This is a genomic window from Caballeronia eucalypticola (assembly GCF_047608185.1).
Classification (GTDB): Bacteria; Pseudomonadota; Gammaproteobacteria; order Burkholderiales; family Burkholderiaceae; genus Caballeronia.
The window spans coordinates 1-26,475 of the sequence record NZ_JBLKRU010000072.1; the positions used below are offsets into that span (position 1 = coordinate 1).

Annotated in this window: 22 protein-coding genes; 8 read left to right on the forward strand and 14 right to left on the reverse strand. The window is 58.8% G+C overall.

The annotated features are described in order from the left end of the window. Window positions 1–738: IS66 family transposase (locus ACMX25_RS38195; RefSeq protein ID WP_414953521.1), on the forward strand; the 738-nt coding region annotated here is incomplete at its 5' end. Window positions 739–951: 213 nt separating this feature from the next. Here the strand turns inward: ACMX25_RS38195 and ACMX25_RS38200 are convergent. Both ACMX25_RS38200 and ACMX25_RS38205 read right to left on the reverse strand, forming a co-directional pair. After that, window positions 952–2,094, reverse strand: coding sequence for a DSD1 family PLP-dependent enzyme (locus tag ACMX25_RS38200; RefSeq protein WP_414955036.1), 1,143 nt, complete (start codon window positions 2,092–2,094; stop codon window positions 952–954). Further along, entirely contained in the window at window positions 2,091–2,762 is a 672-nt protein-coding gene (locus tag ACMX25_RS38205; RefSeq protein WP_414955037.1) for an HAD-IA family hydrolase, read from the reverse strand. The genes ACMX25_RS38200 and ACMX25_RS38205 overlap by 4 nt, the downstream gene beginning before the upstream one ends. Before the next feature lie 77 nt (window positions 2,763–2,839). Here ACMX25_RS38205 and ACMX25_RS38210 point away from each other — a divergent pair, with 77 nt between their 5' ends. Together ACMX25_RS38210 and ACMX25_RS38215 are read left to right on the forward strand one after the other, a co-directional pair. Then, on the forward strand, window positions 2,840–3,796 hold the full coding sequence (locus ACMX25_RS38210; RefSeq protein WP_414955038.1) for a LysR family transcriptional regulator: 957 nt from the start codon (window positions 2,840–2,842) through the stop codon (window positions 3,794–3,796). Window positions 3,797–3,887: 91 nt separating this feature from the next. Further along, entirely contained in the window at window positions 3,888–5,075 is a 1,188-nt protein-coding gene (locus ACMX25_RS38215; protein ID WP_414955039.1) for a pyridoxal phosphate-dependent aminotransferase, read from the forward strand. 75 nt (window positions 5,076–5,150) lie between these two features. On the opposite strand, the gene ACMX25_RS38220 is transcribed toward ACMX25_RS38215, so the two are convergent. After that, window positions 5,151–5,324: an Lrp/AsnC ligand binding domain-containing protein gene (locus ACMX25_RS38220; RefSeq protein WP_414955040.1), complete on the reverse strand. Its 174-nt coding sequence runs from the start codon at window positions 5,322–5,324 to the stop codon at window positions 5,151–5,153. A gap of 214 nt (window positions 5,325–5,538) precedes the next feature. On the opposite strand from ACMX25_RS38220, the gene ACMX25_RS38225 reads away from it, so the two are divergent. Then, entirely contained in the window at window positions 5,539–6,747 is a 1,209-nt protein-coding gene (locus ACMX25_RS38225) for a M20 aminoacylase family protein (RefSeq protein WP_414955041.1), read from the forward strand. Beyond that, complete coding sequence (locus ACMX25_RS38230; RefSeq protein ID WP_414955042.1) at window positions 6,747–7,955, forward strand: diaminopropionate ammonia-lyase; 1,209 nt, start codon at window positions 6,747–6,749, stop codon at window positions 7,953–7,955. Before ACMX25_RS38225 ends, ACMX25_RS38230 begins: the two co-directional genes overlap by 1 nt. Here ACMX25_RS38230 and ACMX25_RS38235 read toward each other — a convergent pair. Next, on the reverse strand, window positions 7,952–9,172 hold the full coding sequence (locus ACMX25_RS38235; RefSeq protein WP_414955043.1) for an NAD(P)/FAD-dependent oxidoreductase: 1,221 nt from the start codon (window positions 9,170–9,172) through the stop codon (window positions 7,952–7,954). The genes ACMX25_RS38230 and ACMX25_RS38235 overlap by 4 nt on opposite strands. 204 nt (window positions 9,173–9,376) lie before the next feature. On the opposite strand from ACMX25_RS38235, the gene ACMX25_RS38240 reads away from it, so the two are divergent. After that, entirely contained in the window at window positions 9,377–9,886 is a 510-nt protein-coding gene (locus ACMX25_RS38240; protein WP_414955044.1) for an RrF2 family transcriptional regulator, read from the forward strand. 13 nt (window positions 9,887–9,899) lie between these two features. Here ACMX25_RS38240 and ACMX25_RS38245 read toward each other — a convergent pair whose 3' ends face one another. Further along, window positions 9,900–10,841: a LysR family transcriptional regulator gene (locus ACMX25_RS38245; RefSeq protein WP_414955054.1), complete on the reverse strand. Its 942-nt coding sequence runs from the start codon at window positions 10,839–10,841 to the stop codon at window positions 9,900–9,902. A gap of 108 nt (window positions 10,842–10,949) precedes the next feature. Here ACMX25_RS38245 and ACMX25_RS38250 point away from each other — a divergent pair, with 108 nt between their 5' ends. Beyond that, window positions 10,950–12,461: a CoA-acylating methylmalonate-semialdehyde dehydrogenase gene (locus ACMX25_RS38250; RefSeq protein ID WP_414955045.1), complete on the forward strand. Its 1,512-nt coding sequence runs from the start codon at window positions 10,950–10,952 to the stop codon at window positions 12,459–12,461. Between the two features lie 107 nt (window positions 12,462–12,568). On the opposite strand, the gene tssJ is transcribed toward ACMX25_RS38250, so the two are convergent. The 9 genes from tssJ to ACMX25_RS38295 form a co-directional block, all read right to left on the reverse strand. Next, on the reverse strand, window positions 12,569–13,234 hold the full coding sequence (gene tssJ, locus ACMX25_RS38255; protein WP_414955046.1) for a type VI secretion system lipoprotein TssJ: 666 nt from the start codon (window positions 13,232–13,234) through the stop codon (window positions 12,569–12,571). Window positions 13,235–13,250: 16 nt separating this feature from the next. After that, window positions 13,251–14,255, reverse strand: a complete 1,005-nt coding sequence (gene tssG, locus ACMX25_RS38260; RefSeq protein WP_414955055.1) for a type VI secretion system baseplate subunit TssG — start codon at window positions 14,253–14,255, stop codon at window positions 13,251–13,253. A 38-nt stretch (window positions 14,256–14,293) separates the two neighbouring features. Further along, complete coding sequence (tssF, locus tag ACMX25_RS38265) at window positions 14,294–16,096, reverse strand: type VI secretion system baseplate subunit TssF (RefSeq protein ID WP_414955047.1); 1,803 nt, start codon at window positions 16,094–16,096, stop codon at window positions 14,294–14,296. Between the two features lie 15 nt (window positions 16,097–16,111). Beyond that, window positions 16,112–17,743, reverse strand: a complete 1,632-nt coding sequence (gene tssA, locus ACMX25_RS38270; RefSeq protein WP_414955048.1) for a type VI secretion system protein TssA — start codon at window positions 17,741–17,743, stop codon at window positions 16,112–16,114. A 70-nt stretch (window positions 17,744–17,813) separates the two neighbouring features. Then, complete coding sequence (locus ACMX25_RS38275; RefSeq protein ID WP_414955049.1) at window positions 17,814–21,236, reverse strand: ImcF-related family protein; 3,423 nt, start codon at window positions 21,234–21,236, stop codon at window positions 17,814–17,816. Window positions 21,237–21,564: 328 nt separating this feature from the next. Then, entirely contained in the window at window positions 21,565–21,855 is a 291-nt protein-coding gene (locus ACMX25_RS38280; RefSeq protein WP_414955050.1) for a PAAR domain-containing protein, read from the reverse strand. Between the two features lie 82 nt (window positions 21,856–21,937). Further along, the gene (locus tag ACMX25_RS38285) at window positions 21,938–23,212 is read right to left on the reverse strand and encodes a hypothetical protein (protein WP_414955051.1); all 1,275 of its coding nucleotides are present in this window, start codon (window positions 23,210–23,212) and stop codon (window positions 21,938–21,940) included. Between the two features lie 11 nt (window positions 23,213–23,223). Then, window positions 23,224–24,297: a T6SS immunity protein Tli4 family protein gene (locus ACMX25_RS38290; protein ID WP_414955052.1), complete on the reverse strand. Its 1,074-nt coding sequence runs from the start codon at window positions 24,295–24,297 to the stop codon at window positions 23,224–23,226. Further along, a complete protein-coding gene (locus ACMX25_RS38295; protein ID WP_414955053.1) occupies window positions 24,294–25,331 on the reverse strand; it encodes an alpha/beta hydrolase in 1,038 nt (345 codons plus the stop codon). The genes ACMX25_RS38290 and ACMX25_RS38295 overlap by 4 nt, the downstream gene beginning before the upstream one ends. 90 nt (window positions 25,332–25,421) lie before the next feature. On the opposite strand from ACMX25_RS38295, the gene ACMX25_RS38300 reads away from it, so the two are divergent. Then, window positions 25,422–26,444 carry an IS30 family transposase gene (locus ACMX25_RS38300; protein ID WP_414948293.1) on the forward strand — a complete coding sequence of 341 codons (1,023 nt, stop codon included), beginning with the start codon at window positions 25,422–25,424 and terminating at the stop codon, window positions 26,442–26,444. Window positions 26,445–26,475 lie beyond the last annotated feature (31 nt).

Sequence of the window (26,475 nt, forward strand, 5' to 3'; positions counted from 1 at the left end):
GGCATGCGCGTGGGACCTATCCTGCACTGGCTGCACACGGCCTCGACCCAGGCGCTGACGTGGTATGGCTCGCACCGCACGCGTGGCCGCGAAGCACTGGACAGCTTCGGCATCCTGCCCTTATTTACCGGGGTCGCGGTGCACGACGGCTGGGTGCCTTACACCTACTACGACTGCGAGCATGCGTTATGCAACGCGCATCATATGCGTGAGTTGATCGGGGTATGGGAATCCACCCAGCAGCCCTGGGCCGAACACATGCTCAAGCTGCTGCGCCAGGCCAAGCGCGAGGTCGATCACAGCATCGCCAGCGGCCATACGAGCTTGAACCACACGCGCACAAACCACTATCAGCGACGCAGCCGCGCCTTGATCAAGCAAGGCCGTAAGCTTAACCCGCAGCAGGCTCGTGACCCGACGCGTCAAGATGTGCGCGGCAGAATCAAACAAAGCGAAGCCTACAATCTGTTGGGCCGGCTCGAGCGTCATGCCAAGCAAGTGTGGCGCTTTATCGCCGACCATCGCGTCCCATTTGACAATAACCAAGCCGAACGCGATATCAGAATGCCCAAGCTCAAACAAAAGGTGTCGGGGTGCTTCCGCACCGCGCGCGGACTTCAGGCGTTTTGCATCATCCGATCGTATCTGGCTACCCTGCGCAAACAACGTCGCCCGCTCATGGCCGCGCTCGCTCTCAGCTTCGCTGGACACGTTCCCTCGCCTTTAGCTGCTGACTAGTTACCTTTGGACAAAGAAATGACGCGCCGCCACGCGCAGTGGCTAATAGTGATAAAGAAATCAGCTAATACTAAATGCGCGAAGACCTGGAAAGCAGCAACCCGGCAATGAACCCAACCGCTAACGCAGAACCCGTGCAACCCAGCATCAACCCCACCCACTAACCCCCAACTCGCCAAACCCCAAACCGTTCCACGAGCGCGAGCGCCCCCCTTACCACCCATAAAACCGCCCCCAAACGACCACATCACTACCCTCCGCAAGCGCGTGATAAACGGGAAATTGCGCACCTGTAGCGCATGCATGATTCGGCAAGATCAACAGTCGCGTCCCAACCGGCAGGTAAACAGAAATATCGCTACCCGGATGATCCACATTCGCGAGAATGCCATGCTCCTGATTCGCGCCCGTGAGCACATAACCATCAAGCGGTGAGCCATCGAGCGTGCAAGCCTGCCCATAACCGTAATCGTGCGTTTGCTTGGCGGTGCCGCGATCACGGCTCATCGCCATCCAGCCTGCATCGAGAATAGCCCAGCCCTTGTCCACCTGATGCCCAATCACCGTCGTCAGTACACTAAGCGCCAGATCACCGGTCGTGCAGACCCCAACGTTGCGCATGACGAGATCAAAGAACACATACACGCCAGCCCGCACCTCCGTGACGCCTTCAAGATGCTGCGCCGCAAGCGCGGTCGGCGTGGAACCCACACTCACCACATCGCAGGGCAGGCCCGCATCGCGCAAACGCTCGGCTGCGTGCACGCAACCCGCGCGTTCCTGCTCAGCCAGCTCGGCGAGCGCGTCAGGCGTGTTGAGATCGTAGCTCGACCCTGCATGGGTCATCACGCCACCAAGACGCGCGCCATGGCGTTCGCCGTTGCCATGAAGCATGCGCCCTATGTCGAGCAAGCGAGCTTCATCGGGCTGGACACCGGAACGATGACCGTCGGTATCTATCTCGATCCACACCTCGAAAACTTCACCATGAGCACGCCCGAACTCGGCCACAGCTTGCGCAGCTTCCAGGTTATCGACGATCAGTTTGAGATCGCATCCCGCGCGCCGTAACGCCAGCGCGCGAGGAAGTTTCGATGCAATGATCCCCACCGCGTACAAGATGTCGGGAAAGCCCGCAGCAAAAAACTGCTCGGCTTCCTTGAGCGTCGATACCGTGATGCCACGCGCACCCGCATCGCGCTGCGCCTGCGCAACCTCCACGCACTTCGTCGTCTTCACATGCGGCCGGAACGCGACACCAAGCGTGTCCATCCGGCTCTGCATACGAGCAATGTTGCGCTCCATGCGCTGCCGGTCAATCAACGCGGCAGGAGTTTCGATCTGATCAAGCGTCATGACGTGGACGTTCCCTTCGATAAGTTGAAACCGCGCAGCCAAGGCAGCAACGCGTCGAGCGTAGGGGCTTCCAACTCCGGCGCTTGCGCGCCTTGCACAAGCTCCAGACCCACGCGGTTATGCCAGTAAGTGCGCAAGCGCGTCGCGGCTGTACCGAACATGTCGTAGCTCGAACCGGCAACAAACGCTGCGTCGTTCGCATCGACTTTCAGTCGATCGAGCGCCATCTGATACGGCCTCGGATCGGGCTTGTAGAAGCCCGCGCTTTCAGCCGTCACGATCACGTCCCAGTCGATATCGAACAAACCGGCGGCTTGCTCGCCGAGACGCTTTGAGCAGTTGGTCACGATCGCCAGCCGGCAATGCGGTGCGAGCTTGCGCAACACTTCTTTCGCACCGCTCCAGGGCGCGAGTTGCAGCCATTGCGCTTCGAGCACGCGTGCGGCCGATTCACGCAAGCCGACCTGCACTGCAGCCTGACGCACGAGTTCTTCATAGGGAACGTAGGCGCCGCAGCCGTAGGTCAGGCGCAAATATTCCGCACGCCAGGCGCCGCCCTCGGTTTCGCTGCCGGCGGCGCGATTCCACAGGCTCCACGAATCGAGGAGGGCGGTCAGCAAGTCGAACAGCACTGCTTTCGGATAAGTTGGGATAGATTGATTTGGCATGATGGAAGCGACTTTACTGATGAAAGCCTAAGCTGTGGTTAAATTCAGGCACATCTATCCTTAAGTAAAATTGAACGATGGAACTCGCTGATCTACGGCTTGTAACCATGCTCGCGCGCTCGGAGTCGCTGAGCGCGGCGGCGCGTGTCCTGAACGTGACGCCGTCGGCGCTCTCCATGCGGCTCAAGAAACTGGAAAAGTCGCTGGGTGTAACGCTCGCTACGCGCGACGCACGGCATATGTCGCTCACCGCGGACGGCGCAAGACTGGCGCGCGAAGCGCAAGGGTTGCTGAGCGCTATCGAGGCTCTCCCCGACACCTTCCGCGAACAAACCGCACAACTCGCCGGACATATTCGAATCGCTGCGCCATTCGGTTTTGGACGCGTGCATATTGCACCGTTGCTCGCGCGGTTCGCCCGCGCGAATCCGGGGATTCGCCTGCAACTCGACTTGCTTGAAACGCCCTGGCCTCACAGTCATGCCGCCGATATCGTGATCCAGATCGGCACTGTCCGCGACTCCTCCTGGAGCGCGCGGCCGTTGCTTGCGAACGAACGCTGGTTATGTGCGAGCCCGGGTTATATCGCGGCACGGGGTTATCCGCGTGAACCACGCGAGATTCTCGAGCACGACTGCATCTGCATTCGCGAAAACGATGAGGACGTAACGCTCTGGCGCGTGCGCCGGCGAAGGTCGGACGCGGGCAAAAAACCATCGTCGCCAACCACGCTGCGCGTTACGCCGGCGTTCACCACGAACGATGGCAGCGTCGCACGCCGTTGGGCGGAAGAAGGCTTGGGGCTCGTGCTGCGCTCGCAATGGGACGTAGCGGATGCGGTCGCGGCAGGCAAGCTGGTGAGGCTCCTGAGCGAGTGGGATTTCGGCAGCGCGCCGGTCATCGCTCTGGTGCCTACGCGCAAGGGGCGTTCGCTGCGCATCCAGGCGTTGCTGAGTTATCTGGCGGCAAATCTTGGCGCGGAGAGCGTGGGCGAGAGGACGAAAGGCCGAAGGGTCGGCGACACGCGCGCTTGACGTTTGCGTTCCGGCGGACTTTATAATCGAAACGATCGAAGCAAAAATCATCGCGTGCCGAGTCGATCGTCACGCTTCAGGGAGTGAGCGCATGAAGTATTCGAACCTCGTCGAGCGCCTGCAAGGCAAGCGCACGTCTGCATGGGAAATCCATCACGCTGCTCAGCAGGCTTTGCAAAACGGCGAGGACGTTATCGTCCTGAGCGTGGGCGATCCGGACTTCGCTACACCCGAAGTGATTGTCGATCGTGCTGTCGCAGCACTGCGCGCCGGCGACACGCATTACGCTGAAGTGATAGGCCGCGAGCCATTGCGTGCGGCCATCGCGCGGGATCATTCGTGTGAAACCGGTACGACCGTTGATGCGAGCAACGTGATCGTGGTCGCGGGTGCGCAGAACGGAGTTTTCGCTACTTCCCTATGCCTGTGCGAAGCGGGCGACGAGATCATTGTCCCTGAGCCGATGTATCTCACTTACGAGGCCAGCGTCCGGGCATCGGGAGCCACGCTGGTGCCTGTGGCCGTTGATCCCGCGAAGGCATTTCATCTGGACTGTGCAGCGCTTGAGGCTGCTATTACCCCGCGAACCAAGGCAATTTTCTTCGCGACGCCGTGCAATCCGACCGGCGTGGTGATGCCGCGCGAAGACCTTGAGCGCATTGCCGAACTGGCTCGCAAGCACGATCTATGGATTGTTGCCGATGAGGTCTATGCGGACCTGACGTTTGAGCGCGAGCATGTGAGCATTGCTTCGCTTGATGGCATGGCCGAGCGTACCGTTACGATTGGCAGCTTGTCCAAGTCGCATGCCATGCCCGGTTGGCGCGTGGGCTGGGTGATCGGGCCGAAGACGCTGATCGAACATCTCGGGCGACTGGCGCTTTGCATGCTCTACGGCCTGCCGGGTTTCATCCAGGAAGCGGCGTTGACCGCGCTCGAAAACCGCGCGCGGATCGCGGCGGACATGCGCGAGATTTACCGGCGTCGTCGCGACGTCGTGTTCAATCGTCTTCGCGACGTGCCCGGCTTGCATTGCCTGTTGCCCGAAGCCGGCATGTTCATGATGGTGGACGTTACCGGCACGGGCCTGGATGCCTATGAGTTCAGTTGGCAGTTATTCCGCGCGCAAGGCGTTTCGGTACTCGATGCAAGCGCGTTCGGCGAGACGGCGAGCGGTTACGTGAGGCTGGGTTTCGTCGTCGATGAAACGCGGCTCGCAGAGGCTTGCGATCGCATCGCTGCGTTTGTTGCGGGATTGAGGCGAACGGCGAAGGGTTGAACCATGTTCAAGCCGATGCTCCGTCCGGCTCTTCCGGGTCATCGGTCCGAATCTTCGTCTCGAACTTCGGGCACTTCATCGCGTGAGCGTGTGATACCGCTCCATGGAAGCCGAGCTCACGATCAGCGCAAAGTCGAACTCGCCCGACACTTCGTAGCAGGCCATCACATCGCTTTCCGCCATCATGCGGCGCTCGAACGCGCGCAATAGCGCGTCATTCTGCTTGTCCAGTCCACCGATACTCGACAATAGCCATGTCCTTCAGCAACACGCCATCCGCGCGCAACTGGGCGCGGTGTCGCCGCGTTTGGGCGTGTCTTAGGAGGAACGCGCTGTTCGTTGAGTTTAGAGCTAGAAATAGAACGGAATTATCGGCTATCGGCATCTAATCGAGATTTTTTCTCGCTCGACGGTTCCTATACTGGAGCACACCAGGAATCGAGCGGACATGGGGAGAAACACAATGGACACAAGCAGCGCGGCATTGGACTTCGATCGTCAATTGACAAAGTGGCGACACCGCTTTCATCGCGCGCCCGAAACGGGTTTCGAGGAACACGAGACGAGCGCCTTCGCGGCGGAGGTACTTGAGGGCTTCGGGCTTGAGGTGACGCGGGGTATCGGTGGAACGGGTTTTGTCGCGAGCCTGTCTTGTGGCGATGGTCGCGGTGTGATTGGTCTGCGTGCGGAGATGGATGCGCTCAACATCCATGAGCAAGCACCGGAGCGCGATCACGTGTCCGTTCGTGCCGGCAAGTCCCACGCCTGCGGCCATGATGGTCACATGAGCATGGTGCTCGGTGCGGCAAAGCTTTTATGCGAGCGGCGCGATTTCAACGGGACCGTGCGTTTCATCTTCCAGCCCGCCGAGGAACACGGCAAGGGCGCGAAGGCGATGATCGCCGACAAACTGTTCGAGCGGTTCCCTGTCGACGAAATCTATGGCGTTCACAACATTCCAGGCCTGCGAGCGGGAGCTATTGCAACGCGTGCCGGTGGCATCATGGCGAGTGAGGATAACTTCGTTATCCGTATCAATGGCCGAGGCGGTCACGCTGCAAGACCGCATATGACCATCGATCCCATTGTGATTGCCGCAGAGATCGTGCTGGCTTTGCAGACGGTTGTATCGAGGAGTGTCGACCCCGGCGTGCACGCGGTGGTCTCATGTACGGAGTTGTTCACCGATGGTATTCGCAACGCGATTCCCGGACAGGTGATCATCAAGGGCGATACCCGCAGCTATACGCCTGACGTGCAGCGCTTGCTCAAAAGCAGGATGCGCAGCATCAGCGAGGGCGTTTGCGCGGCTCACGGCGCCGAATGTTCGTTCGAATACACGCATGAGTTTGTTCCCACGGTGAATACGCCGGAGTGCGTTCCGACAGCGATCGCGGCAGCGACGGCGATTGTGGGCGCCGCGAACGTGGACGGCAACGTGGCCCCGATGATGATCTCTGAAGACTTCGGCGCGTTCCTTCAGGTGGTGCCTGGAAACTTTGCGTTCATCGGCAATGGCGCTGAGGGCGAGCCGGGTGCGACGCCCCTTCACAACGCTCGTTACGATTTCAACGACGCCGTTTTGCCCATTGGCGCGCGTTATCTAGCCGAAATCGTGCGCACGAAACTGCCGGCCGTTGATAGCCATAACCAGAACCAGAGGAAAGTTTGATGCTGCAACATAACACCAGCGCTCGCCGGGGGCGTTACGACGAATCGCTTCGCGATATCCTGAACATTCAAGCCGCCGATGAAAGCCGCGCGTGGTTATCGGCGTGGGATGGATTGAATGCCGGTCCCACACCGTTGTGGGATCTGCCGGATCTTGCTGCCCGGCTGGGCGTTGGGTCGATCAGCGTGAAGGACGAAGGCCATCGTTCCCCGCTTGGCAGCTTCAAGGCGCTGGGTGCACCGATTGCGCTGATCCGTTTGATTCGACGCCTTTGGCCTGAGCTGGACTTCGTTCCGGCGAAGTTAACCGCTGGGCATTACAAGGCGCAGCTGCAGGATTTCACGGTCATCAGCGCGACTGACGGCAATCATGGCCGCGCGTTGGCGGCAACGGCGCGCAGCATTGGCTGCCGCTGTGTGATCGTGCTGCATCGTCACGTGAACGATGAGCGGCGCATTGCCATAGAACAGTTGGGCGCGCAGATCGTGCAGATCGATGGCAACTATGACGAGTCGGTGAAGGAAGCTGCGCGTCTGGCGGAAGCGCATGGCTGGCACGTCGTCTCCGATACCTCGTACGAAGGCTACGAGACCATCCCGCGCGATGTGATGCAGGGATACGGGACGATCGCAGCCGAAGCTATCGAGCAAGGGGGCGAAGAACCTTATACGCACGTGTTCGTTCAAGGCGGTGTGGGCGGATTGGCAGCGGGTGTTATGAGCTACTTCGCCGAACGCTTCGGTGAACAGCGGCCATCGTGCGTGATTGTCGAGCCCGTCCAGGCAGACTGCCTGTTTCAAAGCGCGCTGCAAGGCCGGGCGACGTTCGCTACCGGCTCCGTCGACTCGGTGATGGCCGGCCTTGCTTGCGGAGACGCGTCGCCGCTGGCGTGGCGTTTCCTGGCCGTTCTCGCCGATGCCTTCATGACCATTCCCGACAATGCCGCCGTCGATGCCATGCGGATCTTCGCCGAGGGTACCGTTCGAGATGTGCCCGTCGTGGCGGGAGAGTCGGGCGCGGCCGGCCTTGCGGGACTTATCCAGGCGAGCGGCAACGCGGACGATCGCGCTGCGCTTGGGCTCGATGAACGGTCGAACGTCCTGCTGCTGAACACAGAGGGCGCAACCGCGCCGGCGTTGTATGAGCAGTTGACGGGATTGAGTTCCGACAACGTGCTCAAGGCACAGCAGCGCCAGCTACCCGTTTAGGCGACTACCGAGACCGCGGGATCGGCCGCGGCGAAGGCAGCTTCGCGATCGGCGGCGGGCGGATAAATCCACTCGGTGCAAATCTGCCGCTTGAGTGCTTTCGCCTCCGCGCCGACGAGCTTGATCTCACGATCCCAGCCTTCGGTAAATACCGCGCCCCACGAACCGAGATCGAGACACGTCACATAGACAGGCTGCCGATACGGCAAAAGCGTCGCGCCGACCAGGTCAGCCGCCACGTTGTGGCCGGCGAACCGCCCCATGTTCATCGCGTGCTGGCATGACATGAGCGCGTGATTTCCGGCGTCGTCGGTGGCGGCGAAGGCGACATCGCCGGCGGCGAAGATGTCTTCCGATCCCAATACCCGCAGTTCCGCATCCACATGCAGGCGCCCGAGCCGATCGCGCTCGGCATTCAGCTTTTTCGTCAGGCCATTGGCGCGCATGCCCGCTGTCCAGATCACCGTCTTTGCATCAATGCGTTCACCGGTCGATGTGACGATTCCATCGCCATCGATAGCGCTCACCGTCGTGCCCAGACGCAGCGTTATGCCGAGTTCAGTCAACGCTTGCTCAATCACAGGACGCGGACCGAGGCCAAGATCGGGGCCGACTGCATCGGCTTGTTCTACGACGATCACATTGACTGGCGTGGTACTTCCCAACACTGCCCGCAAGCGCTCCGGAAGCTCGGTTGCTATCTCGATGCCCGTAAATCCACCGCCCGCGACGATCACCGTGTTGCGCGCCTGCGTATCGGGTTGATCGGCGAGTTTGCCGAGATGCGCCTCGAGAAGCGCGGCATCCTCGATCTGGTCGATACTGAATGCGGCTGTAGCAAGCCCTGGAACCGGAGGACGAAAGAGTGAACTTCCGCTTGCCAGCACAAGCTTGTCATACCGTACGGTGAACGTGTTTCCGTCCGCGCCGACGGCCTCTACCTCGTGGGCTGCCGCACGAATTTCGCTGACGCTCCCCTGGATAAAGTGAACGCCGGTTGCCTCGAAGAGCGGCAACAAGGGAGCTTTCATGCCAAGCGGATTGGACTCGTGAAGGCGCGGCCGGACATGAAGCATGGGCTCGGGCGCAATCAACACCACTTCGATCTGCTCTCCCGTCTTGTTTGCGATGTCCAGCAGACGAGCAGCGCCTAGCGCGCTCCACATACCGGCGAAACCGGCGCCAACAACCAAGATTCTCTTGCTGCTATCAGTCATTTTTCGATTCCATTCATTGATCAGTTCATTTCACATCGACGTCATGCGATGTGATTTGCAGGCTCGACACCAAGAGTCCGTCACATGCATAACTAGGACTGTAGTTGTCGTAGTTAAATTTTGCAAGTGCGATTGATAGAACTTGTTCATCGTAAAATGATTGCGTAGAATTCGGTAACTAGGATTTGTTGAGTCGGAGATAAGATGAGCCACATCAGTTCGGGCGTCGAATATGCGCTGCATTGCCTTTTGTATTTAACCGACGCACCCGCAGGCGTGGGCGAGGCGAGCGTGCGCGATCTGGCCGAGCTGCAAGGGTTATCGGTGGATTACGTGGCCAAGCTTTTCACGAAACTTCATAAGGCGGGATTGACCGTCGCCACGGAGGGAGCACGCGGGGGATTCACGCTCGCGCGACCGGCGGAACGGATTACGGTGCTTGACGTAGTGCAGGCCGTCGACGGTCCGAAGCCGCTTTTCGATTGCCGCGAAATCCGCGCGCGCTGCGCAATCTTTGGGGATACCGCGCCCAAGTGGGCGACGAGCGGCACGTGCTCCATTCACGCCGTGATGCTGGACGCCGAGAAGCGCATGAACGAGGTGCTTGAGGCGCAGACGCTGGCGAGCCTGGCGGAGCGAACGGTCGCAAAGGCGCCGCGCACTTACCATACCGAAATCGTCAAGTGGATCGACAATCGGGCAACCAGCCGTTAATTCCGCGCCAAGGCTAATCCGAGAAGCCGCTTTCGAAGGTCTTGCGCAGATAGGAGACAAACGCGGTCACTGCACGCGGCACGTGCGACGCGTAGGGCCGGACCACATAAAGCTGTTCAGCAAACCCGCCCTTGGGCTGCCACTCCGGCAGCACTTTGATCAACTGACCACTGCGCAGCGCGGCCTGCGCGCTGAAATCGGGCAGCAGCGCAATGCCGAGGTCATCGAGTGCGGCGTCGCGCAGCGTTTCGCTATTGTTGGCAGAAAACGGCCCGTTGATCGGCACGGTCACGCGCTCGGTTGCTGCCTTGCGGCCTGTTGCGCGTTCGAATGTCCAGGCGGGCGCCTCTTGCGCACGCGGATAGAAAAGGCAGTCATGTGCGGCCAAATCCTGCGGCGAGGCGGGTGTGCCGCGCCGGCGCAGATACGCTCGCGTCGCCACGATCACCGAGTGAGTGGCGCACAGCGTCCAGGCCACATGCGTTTCCGGCGCGGCGGCGCTGTGGCGGATCGCGAGATCGAAACCTTCGCTGGCAAGCGAACTGATGCGGTCGGACACTTCGAGCTGCACGCGTACTTCCGGATTCGCCCGCAGAAAGGCTGACAGATGCGGCACGAGTTGCTGCCGAGCGAACGCCACCGGGGCGGTGACGCGCAGCTCGCCGCGAGCGATACCCGCTGAATCGCGCACGCCCGCGAAACTCTGCGCAATACCTTCATATTGATCACGGGTTTGATCGACGAGACGCTGACCGGCTTCCGTCAGCCGCACGCTGCGCGTTGTGCGCTGCACCAGCGAAACCCCGGCTGCGCGCTCCAGTTCTGCAATCCGCTGGCTCATGGCGGCCTTGCTTACGCCGAGCCGCGTGGCGGCGCGCGTATAGCTGCCTTGCTGCGAGAGAATGGTCAGCCAATACAGATGGGTCCAGAGCGCCTCGACGCGTTGCGTTTCCATATCTTCATTGTTCACCATAGAAAACAATCATTTCAATCATAGCGCCTTTGCAGGCGCGTCTGACGTTCTTACACTCTGAAGACTCCCATCACATTCAGGTGTCACATCATGCAAAGCTTCAGCGATCGCGCGGACGTCGGCCACTTTATCCAGGGCCGCCGTGTTCCCGGTACGGGCACGCGCACCCAGCCGATTTTCAATCCCGCGACCGGTCAGGAAGCACGCACGCTGCGTCTGGGCGATGTCGCCGATGTAGACGCCGCTGTCGCCGGCGCGAAGAAGGCATTCTTCGCCTGGAGCGAGACGCCGCCCATCCGGCGCGCGCGCGTCATGCTGCGTTTCCTGGAGTTGATGAACAAGCACCGCGATGAGCTCGCCGCGATCATCACTGCCGAGCATGGCAAGGTGTTCAGCGACGCGCAGGGTGAAGTGTCGCGCGGTATCGATGTAATCGAATTTGCTTGCGGCATTCCGCAGCTATTGAAGGGCGACTATACCGAGCAGGTGTCCACGGGTATCGATAACTGGACGACGCGTCAGGCGCTTGGCGTGGTCGCGGGCATTACGCCGTTCAACTTCCCATGCATGGTGCCGTGCTGGATGTTCCCGGTCGCGATTGCTGCGGGCAATGCGTTCATCCTGAAGCCGAGCGAGCGCGATCCGTCGGCGTCGTTGTTCATGGCGGGGTTGTTGCAGGAAGCTGGTCTGCCCGACGGTGTGTTCAGCGTGGTGCAGGGTGACAAGGTCGTGGTCGATGCGCTGCTCGTCCATCTCGATGTGAAGGCCATCAGCTTCGTGGGATCAACGCCGATCGCGAATTACATTTATCAAACGGGCGCGCAACACGGCAAGCGCGTACAGGCGCTGGGTGGTGCGAAGAATCATATGGTCGTGATGCCCGATGCGGATCTCGATCAAGCGATTGATGCACTGGTTGGTGCCGGTTATGGTTCGGCGGGCGAGCGCTGCATGGCGATTTCGGTGGCTGTGCTGGTGGGCGATGTCGCTGATAAATTGATTCCGCGACTGGCTGAGCGCGCGCGTACGCTGATCGTGAAGAACGGTATGGAGTCGGATGCTGAAATGGGCCCGATCGTCACGCGTCAGGCATTGGAGCGCATTGAAGGGTATATCGCGCTGGGTGTGGAAGAGGGCGCTTCGCTAGTCGTCGATGGACGCGGTTTGAAGGTGCCGGGACATGAAGAAGGTTTCTTCACGGGCGGTACGTTGTTCGATCACGTGACGCCTGAGATGCGGATTTATAAGGAAGAGATTTTCGGGCCGGTGCTGGCGTGTGTGCGGGTGAAGGACTTCACCGAAGCGGTGGACCTGATCAACGCACATGAGTTTGGCAATGGCGTTGCTTGTTATACACGTGATGGCCACATCGCGCGCGAGTTCGGACGGCGCATTGAAGTGGGCATGGTCGGGATCAATGTGCCCATTCCCGTGCCGATGGCATGGCACGGGTTCGGCGGCTGGAAGCGTAGTTTGTTCGGCGATACGCACGCGTATGGCGAAGAAGGCGTGCGGTTTTATACGCGTCAGAAATCGATCATGCAGCGGTGGCCGGAAAGCACGGAGAAGGGCGCTGAGTTCGCGATGCCTACGGCGAAGTGAGGGGGATTTTGCGGCACTGATTGCGATCGCGATTCCAGCGGTCGATTCGTCGAATGGTCGATTAACCGGGCAGTCGTCTGTCCGACCGAAAGTTAATCGACGCACGATCAGACCGGCCGTGCCCAATCATCTTTTACGAGCGTGCCCTTGCTCGCCGGCTTGACTGTCGGCGCCGCGCTCGGTTTGACGGGTTGTGCCGTGCCGGGACCCGCGCTTTGCGGCGCACTATGCCTCCTGACGGCCTCGCCGCTGATACCAGCAACACTTAGCGAGCTGTCCCGCATCTCGATCTTGACCGGATCGCTCTTCTTCCATTGCTTCTTCGGTACCAAGAGTTTCCACTTCGAATCCCGCCCGTCATCACGGAAGAACGCGACGATACCGACGTACTCCGCGTCGTCACTCATCGGTTCGCTGATGCTGGCGTTCGCATTAGGCCGGAGCACAAGATCCGTCGACGCAAGCAGGTCTGCCTTTAGCGCATCCACGTCATTGGTTTGCAATTGCGCGTAGTCGAGTTGATCGAACGCTTCAGGCGTCTTCAGTTGATAGATTCGCACGACCGTCGACAACGATTGTCCGGTGCCGCTGGTATTCGACGAGGATCGACTGACGAAGTCGAGATTCATGGTTTTAACCTGCGTGGTGAACGCCCATTTTGCTGCGTCAACGGTTCCGGTTTTCACTGCTTGCCCTACTCCACACCCCGCTAAAGCGAGGATGGCGCACGCCGCAGCGGCGAGTTGCGTCTGTCGGACTATCGTGGGATTCATGCTGCGTTCCATTGTTTTAATGTGTTGTGCGCGTGTTCGCGCTTCGACCGTCCCACGTGCCAAGTTGCACGCGCGTGATGGCGCCTGTCGCATAGGGCCGTTCGATTTGTTGCAACTGGCTTGTGTAGCCGAGACGAACTTGATCGGACGCGATATCCGCTCGCGGCATCAAGTCCGGCGAGACATGCATCTCCAGATGCGCGTTCGATTCGTAGCCAAGATAAAAGCGCAGCAGCGCCATGATTTCGCTGTGCATTTGACGACCGGGTGTCAGACCTAATACCGATTCGGACGTTGTCGGCGAGATCACGACTCGCGCGCAATTGCCGCGATCGTAGAAACCGCGACCCAGTACGCAGTTTTCGCCTAACGCCGTCGGCTCGAACTCGTTTAGCTGAATCCATACCGGATGAAACTCGGTGACCGTAATCGTTGCGTCGGGGATGGCGTGTTGCAGCACGCCCGCAAGACCTTCGGCCGTGCGGGTTCGCTGGCTGGCGAGTCCGAGCATTGACAGCAGCTTGCGTGTGCCAACTGTCTGCTCGATCGCCGGATGCCCAATGCCCAGTCCCACGAGGCTGACCAGGCAGCGGGACACATTGTCGGTACCCCCTTTCTTAAACCCCGCGGGGAATCGATACTTGCGCCACGCCCTGTAAAACTGCGTCGCGATCCTGTGATGGAACATGTCCAGGAACGCCGACAAAGACTCCGCGCCGTCGCGATTCTGCGCGACTTCATCGATGAAATATGACGGCATGCGGGCATCGACGCCGTAGAGTCCGAGGAAAGTCGTGCGGACGGCGGCGGGTTTCGATGCATCGTCGTAATCGAATTCGACCGCGTCAATTTCCTTGCCTGGAAATCCGAGCCGAGCGCGCGAGCGAAAGCGGACTGGCTCGTTTTTTAACGAGTCAGTTGAACCCAGTGACGGCAGATCCGGCGCCGCGAGTTCAATCAACTCACAAAAGCGCATGAAGTTCATGCGGGTTGCGTCTTGCAGCAAAGCGGGCAACAGCATGCGCTCGTCGGACACCGGAAACTCTCGATGCGGCGCGTTCAAAACGGTGCTCCCTCAGCTTTGTTATCGGGCCACGTGATCCGGTGGCCACTCGGCAACGAGACGATAACTAGCTTCGTATAGATATTCATCGTGGCGTACAGCGCAAGGAAGCGATTCAGCATTTCGCCAAACAACGCGAGATCGCCGTCGCCCGCAAACTTGTCGCTGTTGAGCGTGACTTCAATTTCCACGCCACGCAGCAACCCACCTTTGACGAGCTTCTGCAGCGGTCGATGCTTGACGTCGATGATCGCATCGATACGCCGACGGTTCAGCTCGCCATCTGTCCAGTCATAAAGCGCAAGACTGCCGCGCAGGATTTCGGCATCGTGCAGAGAGAGATAGTTGGGCGCCAGGTGCGAGAGCACGCGCCAATGAAAGCGGTCGCCTGTTGGCGGGTACACGGGCAAGGTTGGCGCCGTCAGATTTCTCACCGATGCGACATTCGTAAAGCCGCCGCGCGTTCGGTTGATACTGGCTTCGCGTAGACCCTTGCGTGGCAGCATGCCGTTTGTACCGGTCACGGAGAGAGATAGCGTTTCGTCGGGCAGCGTGGTCTCGCCCTCCCATGCATGGCCGCCCAAGACCACCCACGTATCGAACCGCCCCGAAGGACCGCGTCGTGCACGGGTATGAAAGTATCGCTCGGGCATCTCATGGCGCAACATGCCGCCGCGGTGACGGAACGATGCAAATGGCGCGTACTCAAAACGCGAGCCGTTCGAGGTTTCGAAGCCTACTATCGAGTCGACCGAATACGCTTCCACAAAGTCTCCGCGTGCCTTCACCGTATGTACGCGATACTCCGTTTCGAAATGCGAGACCGTGATCGGATCGGCCTGGATGTTGAACAGGTTGATGATCGGCGTGCAGAAAAGCCGCACGTTCTCTGCCGTGAAGCGCATGTCATCCGGGTAAGGTTGCGCCAGCACGATCTCGACATCGAAGTACGGCGCGGCTTGAGGGATTGCCTGCATGTCGAGTCCCACGAGATCCACGAACATGAACTTCTCGGGGAACGTGAAGTACTCGAGCAGCAGTTGATAACCGCCGAACGCGTTGTCGGCCTTGGGCCATAGGCGCTCGTCAGCCTTGAATCCGGCCGCCTCCACGCGCAGGCCTTGCATGGTTTGCGGCAGTCCCGGACGGTCCTCGGGATAACCGGGAATGCGAACGTGAACCGCGAGCGGTGCCGCGGTCAATGCGGTGTAGAGGCTGAGCGCCACCGGTCGATCCGCATTCAGGTAAAGCCGCAGACGCGGTATGTGCATTTGCGCGCGCGGTATCTGCGGCTGCAATTCGAACCTGAACCGGATCACCGAGCGGCCATCTTCGCGTGCGTGCGCGTTGGCTTCGATCAGCTTGACCGGATACAAGTCGACCGCTTGCGTGGTGCGATAGATGCACTCGACGCTCTCTTTATCGACGTGAATTGGATCGGCCAGCACTTCAAGACCTGCTGCGAGTACTTCATGACTTTGCAGCAAACCTTCCGTGGGCGTGATTTCGAGTATCGACAGCGATGGAATCATCCGCAGATAGTGCGGCCAGAGCATGCTGACGAGACCTTCAGTCAGCTCAGGCAATTCGTCGTCGAGTTTCTGACGCAGACGTCCAACAAGAAAGGCGAAACCTTCGAACAGGCGTTCGACGTGCGGATCGCGGTCCCCGATGCGGTCGATGTTCAGCATCTTCGCGCGGTCGGGAAAGGCTTGCGCGAACTCCTTGCCGGCTTCGCGCAGATAGCGCATTTCGGCTTCGTAGTAGCGCAGGATGTCGTTATCGTTTGGTTTGTTCACGGTTTTTTTTAGGGCCTAGTCGAGCGCAACGGCGCGGGCGGCATCGATCGCGGTCAGCTCGCCAATCAACGTTTCGATGCGCTGAGCGAGCGCGGGCTTATCGGCATCCTTGCGGGTCATGCGGACTTTGAGCAGGCGCATCAGATGCTGCTTGGCTTCGAACGCGAGCGAGGGTTCCCATAGGGACAACTCGAAGCGGCTAGCGGCCGACTCCACGTTCGATAAAAGGTGCAGCGCCGTGTCCGGACGTTCGGCGCGCTCGGCGACGCGTGCCATGACCAACTGCCTGACGAATCGGTCTCGATCTCCGTCTTGCGCGGGCAGGCGTTGCAGAAATGAGAACGCGGAATCCAGTCCTTCCTTGGAGGCGAGATTGTTGGCTTTTGTTTCGGTATCCGCCCAGTCCGTGTTTGCCGATTGCGCCGCGACAGGGACTACGGTTTCACCGCGATCGATATCGCGAACGGTCGCGTAACGTGCGATCCATTCGAGTGTGGAGTCGTCGGCGAAAGGGGAGCCGTCGGAGAAGGACAGCAAGTGGAAACCGGGTAGGCGTTCGAGCATCAGCGCGCAGTCGGTTGCGGCCAGATCGCGTACGGGCGCGTATTCACCGCCTGCTTGTTCCTGAGCGACGAATGCGTAGTATTGCAGGTCGAGCCAGAAGTGGTTTGCGCCTTCAGCGAACGCAAGTTCAACGCGATCGAGGAGTTCAAGCCATTGCTTTTGCATGAGCAAACGCTTGAGTTGCGCGCGAAGTTCGGCGCGTGGCGGAACGAGTCGCGTCTTGCTGGTGGGATCGCACGGCGGCACTTCGGTGAGCGTGTCCCATCGGATGCAGCGCATGAGGCGATAAGCGGCCAAATACCCTTGCGGTTGTTCACGCAGGAACACCGCCATCTGGCGCGCACGATCGAGCAGATCGCGGGTCGATGACACTTCGGTTGATGAGGGCAGTATCGCGGCTGTGCTCGCCCCAAATGGAGAGGCTTTCGGCACATTGTTCGATGCGTGGTCCGATGCATGGTCCGACGCACTCGGCGATTCAATCCGCCCCTCAAAACGCCGATACAACCCGCTCAATTGCGGCCGCGCGTTGTCCGGCCATTCGGCGGTGCGCTCGGTAATCAGTGCAAGCGCCGACAACGCGCGCTCAAGCAAGTCACCCGTCAGTCCCTGAACGCGATCGAGCCGGTCAGCAAAGGTCGCGCCGGCGAGCCATTCGAGCGCTGTCCTGCGAGTTTCGGCACGGGCCGGGAGCAGGTCCATGTCGAAACGATCGATGAGTGCCGATAACAGTTCAAAGCCTTCAGCCACACCTTGCGCGCCATCGCGGCGCATGCGGCCGTAGACGTAATACACCGCCACGCGCGCATCCTTCGCCGTGTGCTTCAGAAGCCGTTCGGCGGTGTCGATAATCAGCGCGTCGTTGACGTCCGACAGCTTCGCCACTTGTTCCTTGATTGCGAGGAAGCCGTCGTCGTAGCCCGGATCTTCGCCGACATGCGCGGCCTCGGTCGCAACGTCACCCGGATGCAGTTCGATGATCGGCTGCAGCCACGCATCCCATTGCGATTGCGCGGAGCGCGCGAGGTCGGACGGCGTGCGGGCGCCGAAGAGTGCGTTGAGGAGCTTCGAGAAGGTGATCATGCGGTGAGGGCTCCTTGCGGTAGGACTACTGTGATAGCTGGAATAGCGGCCTGTGGCGATGCGAGGGAATTCATAGTGAGCCGGAGCGGATAAGGTCGGGCAAGGGCGTGACGGCGTGTTTCGCGTCTTCACGTGCGGCTTTGGGCAACGGAGGCGGGTTGGCGAATGTGTTTGTGCTCGCCGCACGCGCCGGCTTGTCGATGAACATGCGGTTAGGCAGGACGAATCCCTTCAATGCGAGCAGTTCAAGCGGCCCCTTGCCGACGTCGGTGCGCATCAGATAGCTCAGCGGATAAGTCAGGTTCGCAGGTGCGGCGGTAAGCGGTTCCTGAGTGACGAGGCTATCGAGCGCGGGATGCTCGGTTAATGCGCTTAGTTCCTGCGCAGAAGCGTTCCAGTCGTCGCCCGTTTGGTGCGGTAGCTTTTGCGCTGTCGATGCCGTAGCTGCGGGTGCCACTTGCATCATTCGGGTGTCAGGCGCAGCTTGCCACGTGAGCTGAAACGTCGCGCCGTCTATAGGTTCGACCTTCGCTCGTTCCAGCATCCGAACGAGCGCCCATCGTCCGCCGAACTCGAAGTTCTTGTTTGTGCCGGCCTGTTCGGTCTGCCATTGCAGACGCGTGCCCTTGGTCTCGGGATCGTTCGATGGCCAGATCAAGCCCTGCCATGTCTCGCGCTGGTTGTAGTAATGCAGCTTTTGCGCATCGACGGTCAAGACCGTGTCGGTAATACCCGGTGTCGGAACGGGCTTGAAGTCAAAGCGATACTGCGGCTCGCCCCCTGCCATTAGATGCCCCGCGACTCGCTGCAGCGTGTTCACTGATTTTAGAAACGCCGGATCGAACTGTAATGCACCGCCGCGCGTGTTCACTTCCACCCATTGATCGCCTTGCAGCTCCAATACGCCAGCGAGCTGCGTGCTCAGGAACGTCGATATCAATCCGCCTTGCGGCCGGATAAAGCGGGCGAGTTCGGGAATGGAGGCGTCGTTGGCGGTGTTATCGAAGGGGTAGCGCCCCGCAAACGATTTGTTCCAGTTGACGACGATGGATGAATGCCACGTATCGTTCAGGCTTGTTTGCGCGGGTTGCAACACGATCTGTGTAGCTTGCGCGACGGGGCGCACGAAGAGCGCATCGCCCATGCCGGACCACTCGGCGCCCAGGCTTGCCGCGATGAGTTGCGCGTAGGCCTGGGTATCGGCAAGTTCAGACCCCTTGCCCTGGAAAAGAGCTTGCGCGAGTTGTCGTGCCTGGGCGTCGCCGTCGGTGCCGTTGCTTAGTTGCTGGAGTTTCAGGCGCAATGCTGTGACGCGTTCGATGTAGCGTTGCAGGCTGACATCGCTTGCCGGTGCGTTGCCTTTCGTTGGAGCAGTGTCGCTTGCCTGTCCAATCAAGCGAAGCACCGGTCCAAACGATGCCGACAGCGGCCCCGCGTCGTTGGCTGCGGTCGCTTGGGGGTCGTCTTTCTTACCGAGGATGTTCTGTGCCTTAGCGACCAAGGTGTCCGATAACGACGCCTGACGCACTCCCGCCGTCCCCTGATAATCGAGTGACTTCATCAATGCTATAACGGGTGACTGACGCGCATCGGCGAGTAGTTTCATCTGCTCGATGGCCGTGGGAATGTTCGGCGCAGCTTGCCATTGCAGCGCATTCATGAAGCCCTGCCAGTGCTCGGCGTAGTCGTTGAAGTACTGCGTGGTGAGTGACTGCTCGAGAGCGTCCGTTGATGTGGCGGGCAGCGTTTGATCGGTCGTGTTAGCCAGTACCCAGTCACGCGTAACGTCGCGGCTCTTGGCGGCTTCGGTGATGGCCGCTGCGACGTAGCCTTCATACGCTTGCCGCGTGTAGACGCCCGGGACGTTGGCGCTCGTACGAAGCAACCCACGCGTGTCGGTGCCCGCTGTGAGCGATGCCAGAGTCTGGTCCGGGTACTTGTTGCCCACACCAGCCAGCACGCTTTGATAAACCGTGTCTTCGGAATTGCGCACGCCAATGACCGATAGCAAAGTCTGACGCGATGCGTTCACCAGTTCTGATCGAGGCTGGATGCGCCACGCGTCGTGGGCCTTCAAGTGTTGCGCGTAGAACCCTGCAAGTTGTTCAGAGATATCAAGTTTCGCGCCGACGGAAACGTTTGCGTTCGTGCTCCAGTAATGCATGAGTTGCGGTGTGATGAAACCGATGTCAACCCGGCTTGGTTCAGCGAGCATCAGGTACGTCTTGAGCGCTTTGTGACCCTCTTGAGCGGCAGCGTTCGCCTGGTTATCGAGAGAATCGGTGGGCATCTGGCTCAAGTCGACCAACGTCGCTTCGAGGTTTTGCTGGATCGGGGTGACCAGGACTGATTTGCTAGCGTTCGCATAGGGCGGCCAGAGCGCGGCGAGGATCGATGCATCCTGATTCAGACCGAAGCGGGTCCATAACGGCGACTGATGCGCGACGCGATCTTCGTGGCGGCTGATCTGCTGCTGCAGGGCGAGCAAGGCTTGCAGACGAGCGGCGGGATCAGGGGCGGTCTTGAGCGTTTGAATCGCCTGGCGCGCTTGAGCCACGCTGCGGCCGTTGCTCATGCCGGAAATCAGCATGCCGGCGGTCCATAGGCCGATCACGGTCAAGGCGATCGTAGAGAATACCGTTACCGGATGCCAGCCCATGCGTCGACCACGCTGCTTGCGTGCGATCTTGGCGAGATGGTTCCATAGCGGCAGATCGGCGCTGGTAAGCGCGTTTGGATTTGCAACAACGCCTGCGTCAGCGGCGACAGGGAACGGCGCGAAGAAGGCTCCACTCACAGGTTGATGTCGCGCCGGGCGATTTGCTAACGATGCTATCAATGCGGCCAGCGGCGCGCTACGGGTATCGAGCCGCTCCGACAACTGCTCGGAGTATTGGTCTTTGAAGCTTCGGATCAATTGCCCGATGCTCATATGTCCGATACGGCTGCGCAACTCAAGCAAGGTTGATTCGACCGACCGCTCGTTGGCGTCAGGCGCAAATTCGCAGCCGAGCAAGGCCGTGCGACCGTTGTTAAAGGGGTCAGTTTTCGCGATGTCGAGCACATATACGGGCGCCGACCAACGCAGCGCGGCAGCGATGCGCGCCAGGCCTACGCTGTGAGAAGCCATGCCTTGGCGCTCAGACAATGAATGAATTGTGTCGTCAATGGTGAGGATCACGGCATCGATCGGACGACGGTGACGAAGCGCGTACAGTTGACGAAGCCAGTCGTCGTCCAGCCGACCGCCAGTGTCGCCCTTGTTCCATAGCAGCACCACGTGTTCAGTAACGAGCCAGCCGTTTTCAGCCAGATCCGGCAGAGCGCGGGTAATTGTTGCTTCGTTACCTGTCACCAAAAGCCACGACTGACGGTAGCGCCAGCGAATGCCGTGCTCCAAGCGCAAGTATTCGCGCAGCCCGATCAAACCGCTTCCTGTCGACTTCGCCGCGCTCGTCGACTTTGCCAGCGCGCCTTGTGTGGTGGCAACCATTTCAGGTGCTTGGATATGCAGCCATCTCGCAAGGTCGCGCGCGGCGGTACTAAGTCTCGCTCGATTGTCGAATGCGAAGAAGAAAGCAAATGCCATCGCGCAAATCGCGATTCCTGCAACCCAGTTGCTTCGCGCTTCTGGCGTTGCGATGCCAAATTCTTTGCCCCACACGAGAATTATCAAACCGACTGCGAGCGCCAACGCGGTTATGCCAAGTACATCTAAGGACAGCTTTTTCATTGCAACGCTTTCTTCTGAAGTCTAAGCGAACCTCCTATTTTTAGGTGGTCCGTGAACCAATATGCTGGGGCGTATGTACGTTTGCGGGTCACACTTCCATGTACGAGGTGTACTGAGAGGGAAGAAAGTGCGTACTTGGCTGACAAAGGCACAAACAAATGTCGTCGCTGAGCGCTGCTTCGCGTCCATCTGGAGATGTCATTGAATGGCGAGGTCCTACACACACAATTCGTCCGATCGTCTTGCATACAGGGCATGCCACCGGGTCGCCTTCGTATGCCTGCTCCCGATTTCCCAGCATGTCGGTCGAATCGCTTTTCAGAATAGTTGCCCCGCTCGTCGTCATGTCGCCCTGCATAATGTCGTAGCGCTTTGTCATGGTGTCCATCTCCTGTGATTGCTAAATTGGGGTATCGACACGCCGCGATGCGTGTTCAACAAGCTTCTGGCCGATGATTCGGCTAAGGGCAAGATGGCGGCGCGGCCGCCGCCGCTGTCTGGACAAGCACGGCACAGTCGAACGCGTGTTCCGAACCAGCAAATACCATTTGTCTTTGCTCTTTATCGGACAGAGACTTCGCGGCGTACGCGACTGCTAGCCAAGGCGCGGCAACACCTGCGAAACCGATCGACTGGTCTACCTTAATTGCATTGTTCGGCAAACCGAGAAAGCCGGCTGCCGAAATGACTTGTCCCCACTGCGTGTCGTCGAAACCCGTCTCCCAAACGCTCTTGACTTCTGGGGCTGCCACTCGGGCCCATTTGAGCGCAGGGCATATGGCCTCTTTCGCTTGCAGAAATCCACCACTTGCTGGTCGATGCAAATTTGCGGTCGATATCATTGCGTGTCTGGCCGCTGCGCCTTCAGGCAGCACGAGCAGCGCGACAGCGGCTTCTGCCGATCCGGGAGGTGGTGACTTACTCTGAAGAACATGCAATTGAACGGCGACGACCAGTCGAGCTTTGTTTTCTGGTGCTTCTATCGTCTGATCCAACCACCGGTCAAGCGTCATGAGATTGACATCGGACTCTTTGGTTGCGATATCAGCGTGCCGCAAGCCGAGCTCCTCCCATTTATCGTTCCAAAGGCTGTCTCGCTCTTCAATCGAAAGCAGACTCGACATGGCGAAATGAACGTCCAGCGAAATTCCTTGAGGCAATGCTTTGATGGCCTGCGCAAGCTCGTCAAGCAATTCGCCGAAGAGCCACTTAGCGACCTCGATGTGCCGTCTCTTGTCAGAGGCAGGAGAACCCGGTGCAAGTTTGATAGAAGGCAGGAGCAGCCATCGGGCATGGACCGGCGGTGCGTCCTGCGCGATCGCAGCCTGCGAGACAAGTTTCGTTGACCTATCGCGAACTCCGTCCAGGGCGTTCTCTTTCCGATCAAACGAAAAGCGATATGCCGCAGCAAGTACAGCGAAGGGTTCGCCCGCGGCGTCAAAAACCCTTTGGTTGTACGCACGAACGACTTCGTTTCTCGCTTGAATATCAAGGTTGCTTGCCTCGTACGCGCTTAGTCGGCGAGAAACGATGAAGCTAGCAAGCGCAGAAGGAAGAACGACTAGCGTCGCCCAGAATCGCCAGTCATTGGTCGGTATGTATTTTGGCCATATCAGAGCTGTCGCTGCGCCTCCTGCTGCGAGCAGTACGACGAAGACAATGGTCCAAACGAGCCTGGAGGGCGGAGTTGCCGATTCAGGTTCTTCCTTCGGTAATTGCTGATGGTCAACTGCCATAAGGATTCGCTTTAGAAGCCGTTCGATCGAGGACGCAACGTTCTTGATACCGCATCCCAAAGCGCGACGGCTTCGTTCTCTGTAAGAGAAGCCTCTTTGATACTCGGCACATCAAGCGCGCGGCTCCCCCAACCGTTGTGCATCTTGAATCCAAGCAACGGCGTTTGCGCGCTGCCGATTTTGGAGTTTGCTTCGAACATGAAGGATTGTCCCTGCACATTGAGGGGACTTAGACCCGCCATTAACCATTCTTCGCCTTGAAGCCCTTCCAAACCGACAGGACCTTTGCGAATCGTCCGTCCTCCGTCGGTGTTGCTTAACATGGCATCGATTTCTCTACCACGTTGCAAAAGCGTCGTCTCCTCGTGGATGTCGGCGTCTGTCTCCAGAAACAGACTCACGTCGGGTTTCCCCCTTATAACAAACTGAGTAGACACGTTCTCTTCCGACGTTGCCACGCCAGGCAGGAAGCCGCCTAGGAAACACACTCCCGGCTTCAGCGGGATGTCATTTTCGGCACGCCCTTGGATGAGACGCAACATATCGAATACGACGCTAGCTTTCGCAGGAACATCGTTTTGGATCGCCATCTTCTTTACGGACGGGGCGTCTTTCATCTTTGACTTTGTGAAGTCCGATGCTTCGATCTGCAGCTTGAGGCGGAATCCGTTATGCCACTTGTACGCGTCGATAACTCGGCTGCTATCTCCCGGCTCCTCCACGCCCTTCAGATGGATGAAGAACATGCTCCTCTCGACCGGTCCTTTTCCGTGATCGAACAAGAACTGATACCCAAGGACGCTTTTTGCGGCTTTCAAATCTGCCTCGGTCTGTGACATGTTTCGAGTAAATTGCTCCTCAGTCATCGGAGTCGAGTCCACCGTCACCCCCCGCAATTTAGCGTTTCCAAAGGTCATTACGTCGCTCGGAACATCGACTACGAAACGGCCGACACATCGCGCCGTCAGATCTTTTGTCAATTCACTCACCGCTTTCGTTTCCTCTTGTTTTATAGGTTTCGGCATGTCGCAAGCACCACAGCAGATTGAAAAGCTGACTGCTAACAACGCTGCTACGCCCTTCATGCGTTGTATGCCATTGGCGTATTTCGAACTTCGTACGCGATTTTTGTCACGGCCCACAGCGCGAATAGTTGCTGTGGCAAGTTCTTATATGCACCTTCATGATCTACGTTGCTGTATGCGACACAGGCTTTTACGTTTTTGTTCGCAATGCGACCTGAACGAATTGGAACTGTCCCGTCTCCGTTCTCATTGGCCGATCGCAATGAGAATTTGGTAGTTATGGGTACACCCTCGCTTTCTTGGAGCAACGTCTGAGATCCCGTTCCGCCGTCTCGTTTCACTGCCCCAACTGCCATATCGTCAATAGCCTTGTACTTTCCGAAGATTTGACTAACCGCTGTCCGGGTCCGCTCCCAAACGACGTCACCCCACGTCGAGTGAGCCGCATCGTCTCCATAGAATGCGTATGTGTTGTTGTGATATTCGCCAGTCTTGTCCTTTCCGCTTAGAGCAAGATGGAAACTAAGTACGTCTTGATTTATTAGCTGCTCAAACGAGGACCAATCAGCTTCAATGGCTTTTTTCGACCCGTCTAAGGGGTTTACGAGCTTATCGTCGCAAAGGCTCCACCATTCCCCGCGCGCGGTATAAACCTGACTGTAGGGGTCCGACGCTGGCAATGACACGACCTTGGAACCATCGCGAATTTGTAGCCAATTCATCCCATATTCCGGGCTGGGTAAAAGTTGTAGCGGTCCAGGTGACTGAGCGAAAACCGCAGTCATTTGGGCCGCGTCCGCACCTAAGACAAACCCAGTTGGCATTTCAGACCCGGTCTTTACGCGTTTATATGCCGTCGCTGAGCCAGTCGCGGGCATCACTCCATGAACTACACCGAGAACCGTTTCCGCTCCTCCTGTGCATTGTGAGTAATATCGCGCGACTAGACCACCCATAGAATGAGTTACGAGAATGACCCGCTCGCACATCAGCCCTTTTGACTTGTAGTACGCCATAAAGGAGGCTATCTGCTTACTCAAGCGTTGGGCCGACTGCGCGTTAGATTGCAACCAGTTATATCCGACCGCGTGCACCGGGAATTGGTACTTATAAGACGATGCAAGGCGGGCTCAAAATTGAAGCGCAACACCAAAGCGCAACACCAAAGCGTATAAGGTGTTGTAATGCATAAAGCAAATCAGTACGAGCAGTTGCAAGCTGAGGAACGTTTGGAGATTGCGAGCCTACGTCAACGGGGTTCTAGTATTCGGGCCATGGCCCGAATACTCGGGCGCTCGGCCTCTACCCTTAGCCGCGAACTCAGGCGCAATAGTTCTGTGCTTGGTTATGTCCCAGCAGCGGCGCACGCACTCAGTTCGGCCCGACGATCCAACAGTGCGGTCGCGCCCAAACTCGGGCCTCACAGCGCTTGCTGGAGGGTCGTCCTCACGCTGCTGGAGTGGCGTTGGTCGCCTCAGCAAATCTCTGGAGTCCTCAAGCGTATGTTCCCAAACGATCCGACTTTGCAGGTCTCGCACGAAACGATTTACACCACTATCTACGCCCACCCAGGCGGCGAACTACGGCGTCAACTCATTGCTTGTTTGCGTCGTGCTCATCGCGCCCGTATGTCGCGGACACGGGGTAGTGATCGCCGCTGGCAAATTCCAAATATGGTCAGCATTCACGTGCGCCCACCTGAAATAGAGGATCGCGTGATGCCCGGGCACTGGGAGGGCGACTTCATTAAAGGCGAAGGCAATCGCTCTTCAGTGGGCGTGTTGGTGGAGAGAACCAGCCGTCTAGTGCTGCTGGCTAAGATGGACGATGCCACAGCCGAATCTGCACTGGCTGGCTTCTCCGCCAAGCTCAACTCGATCCCCGAGCACTTGCGTCACAGCTTCACTTACGACCAGGGGCGTGAACTCTCACGGCATCAAGAACTTGCCGCTCAAACAGGCGTGAATGTCTATTTTTGCGATCCACACAGCCCGTGGCAGCGAGGAACTTGTGAAAATACCAACGGCCTGTTGCGCGAGTACTTGCCCAAAGGCACCGACCTTTCCGTCCATAGTCAGGCCGACCTCGACGTCATTGCAGACAGCTTGAACAACCGCCCTCGTGCTACGCATGCGTTTCATTCACCCTTCGAGGTATTTGCCGCGACACTAAAAGCAGCGGATCTCGCAACGTCATCTAAACATTAGACCAGTTGTTGCACTTCGACTTGAGACCGCC

What these genes read in the sequence shown, in the direction of transcription:
- ACMX25_RS38200 (WP_414955036.1), bottom strand. Translation starts at nt 2,094, where the DNA reads ATGACGCTTGATCAGATCGAAACTCCTGCCGCGTTGATTGACCGGCAG.
- ACMX25_RS38205 (WP_414955037.1), bottom strand. Translation starts at nt 2,762, where the DNA reads ATGCCAAATCAATCTATCCCAACTTATCCGAAAGCAGTGCTGTTCGAC.
- ACMX25_RS38210 (WP_414955038.1), top strand. Translation starts at nt 2,840, where the DNA reads ATGGAACTCGCTGATCTACGGCTTGTAACCATGCTCGCGCGCTCGGAG.
- ACMX25_RS38215 (WP_414955039.1), top strand. Translation starts at nt 3,888, where the DNA reads ATGAAGTATTCGAACCTCGTCGAGCGCCTGCAAGGCAAGCGCACGTCT.
- ACMX25_RS38225 (WP_414955041.1), top strand. Translation starts at nt 5,539, where the DNA reads ATGGACACAAGCAGCGCGGCATTGGACTTCGATCGTCAATTGACAAAG.
- ACMX25_RS38230 (WP_414955042.1), top strand. Translation starts at nt 6,747, where the DNA reads ATGCTGCAACATAACACCAGCGCTCGCCGGGGGCGTTACGACGAATCG.
- ACMX25_RS38235 (WP_414955043.1), bottom strand. Translation starts at nt 9,172, where the DNA reads ATGACTGATAGCAGCAAGAGAATCTTGGTTGTTGGCGCCGGTTTCGCC.
- ACMX25_RS38240 (WP_414955044.1), top strand. Translation starts at nt 9,377, where the DNA reads ATGAGCCACATCAGTTCGGGCGTCGAATATGCGCTGCATTGCCTTTTG.
- ACMX25_RS38245 (WP_414955054.1), bottom strand. Translation starts at nt 10,841, where the DNA reads ATGGAAACGCAACGCGTCGAGGCGCTCTGGACCCATCTGTATTGGCTG.
- ACMX25_RS38250 (WP_414955045.1), top strand. Translation starts at nt 10,950, where the DNA reads ATGCAAAGCTTCAGCGATCGCGCGGACGTCGGCCACTTTATCCAGGGC.
- tssJ (WP_414955046.1), bottom strand. Translation starts at nt 13,234, where the DNA reads ATGAATCCCACGATAGTCCGACAGACGCAACTCGCCGCTGCGGCGTGC.
- tssG (WP_414955055.1), bottom strand. Translation starts at nt 14,255, where the DNA reads ATGCTGTTGCCCGCTTTGCTGCAAGACGCAACCCGCATGAACTTCATG.
- tssA (WP_414955048.1), bottom strand. Translation starts at nt 17,743, where the DNA reads ATGATCACCTTCTCGAAGCTCCTCAACGCACTCTTCGGCGCCCGCACG.
- ACMX25_RS38275 (WP_414955049.1), bottom strand. Translation starts at nt 21,236, where the DNA reads ATGGTTGCCACCACACAAGGCGCGCTGGCAAAGTCGACGAGCGCGGCG.
- ACMX25_RS38280 (WP_414955050.1), bottom strand. Translation starts at nt 21,855, where the DNA reads ATGACAAAGCGCTACGACATTATGCAGGGCGACATGACGACGAGCGGG.
- ACMX25_RS38285 (WP_414955051.1), bottom strand. Translation starts at nt 23,212, where the DNA reads ATGGCAGTTGACCATCAGCAATTACCGAAGGAAGAACCTGAATCGGCA.
- ACMX25_RS38290 (WP_414955052.1), bottom strand. Translation starts at nt 24,297, where the DNA reads ATGAAGGGCGTAGCAGCGTTGTTAGCAGTCAGCTTTTCAATCTGCTGT.
- ACMX25_RS38300 (WP_414948293.1), top strand. Translation starts at nt 25,422, where the DNA reads ATGCATAAAGCAAATCAGTACGAGCAGTTGCAAGCTGAGGAACGTTTG.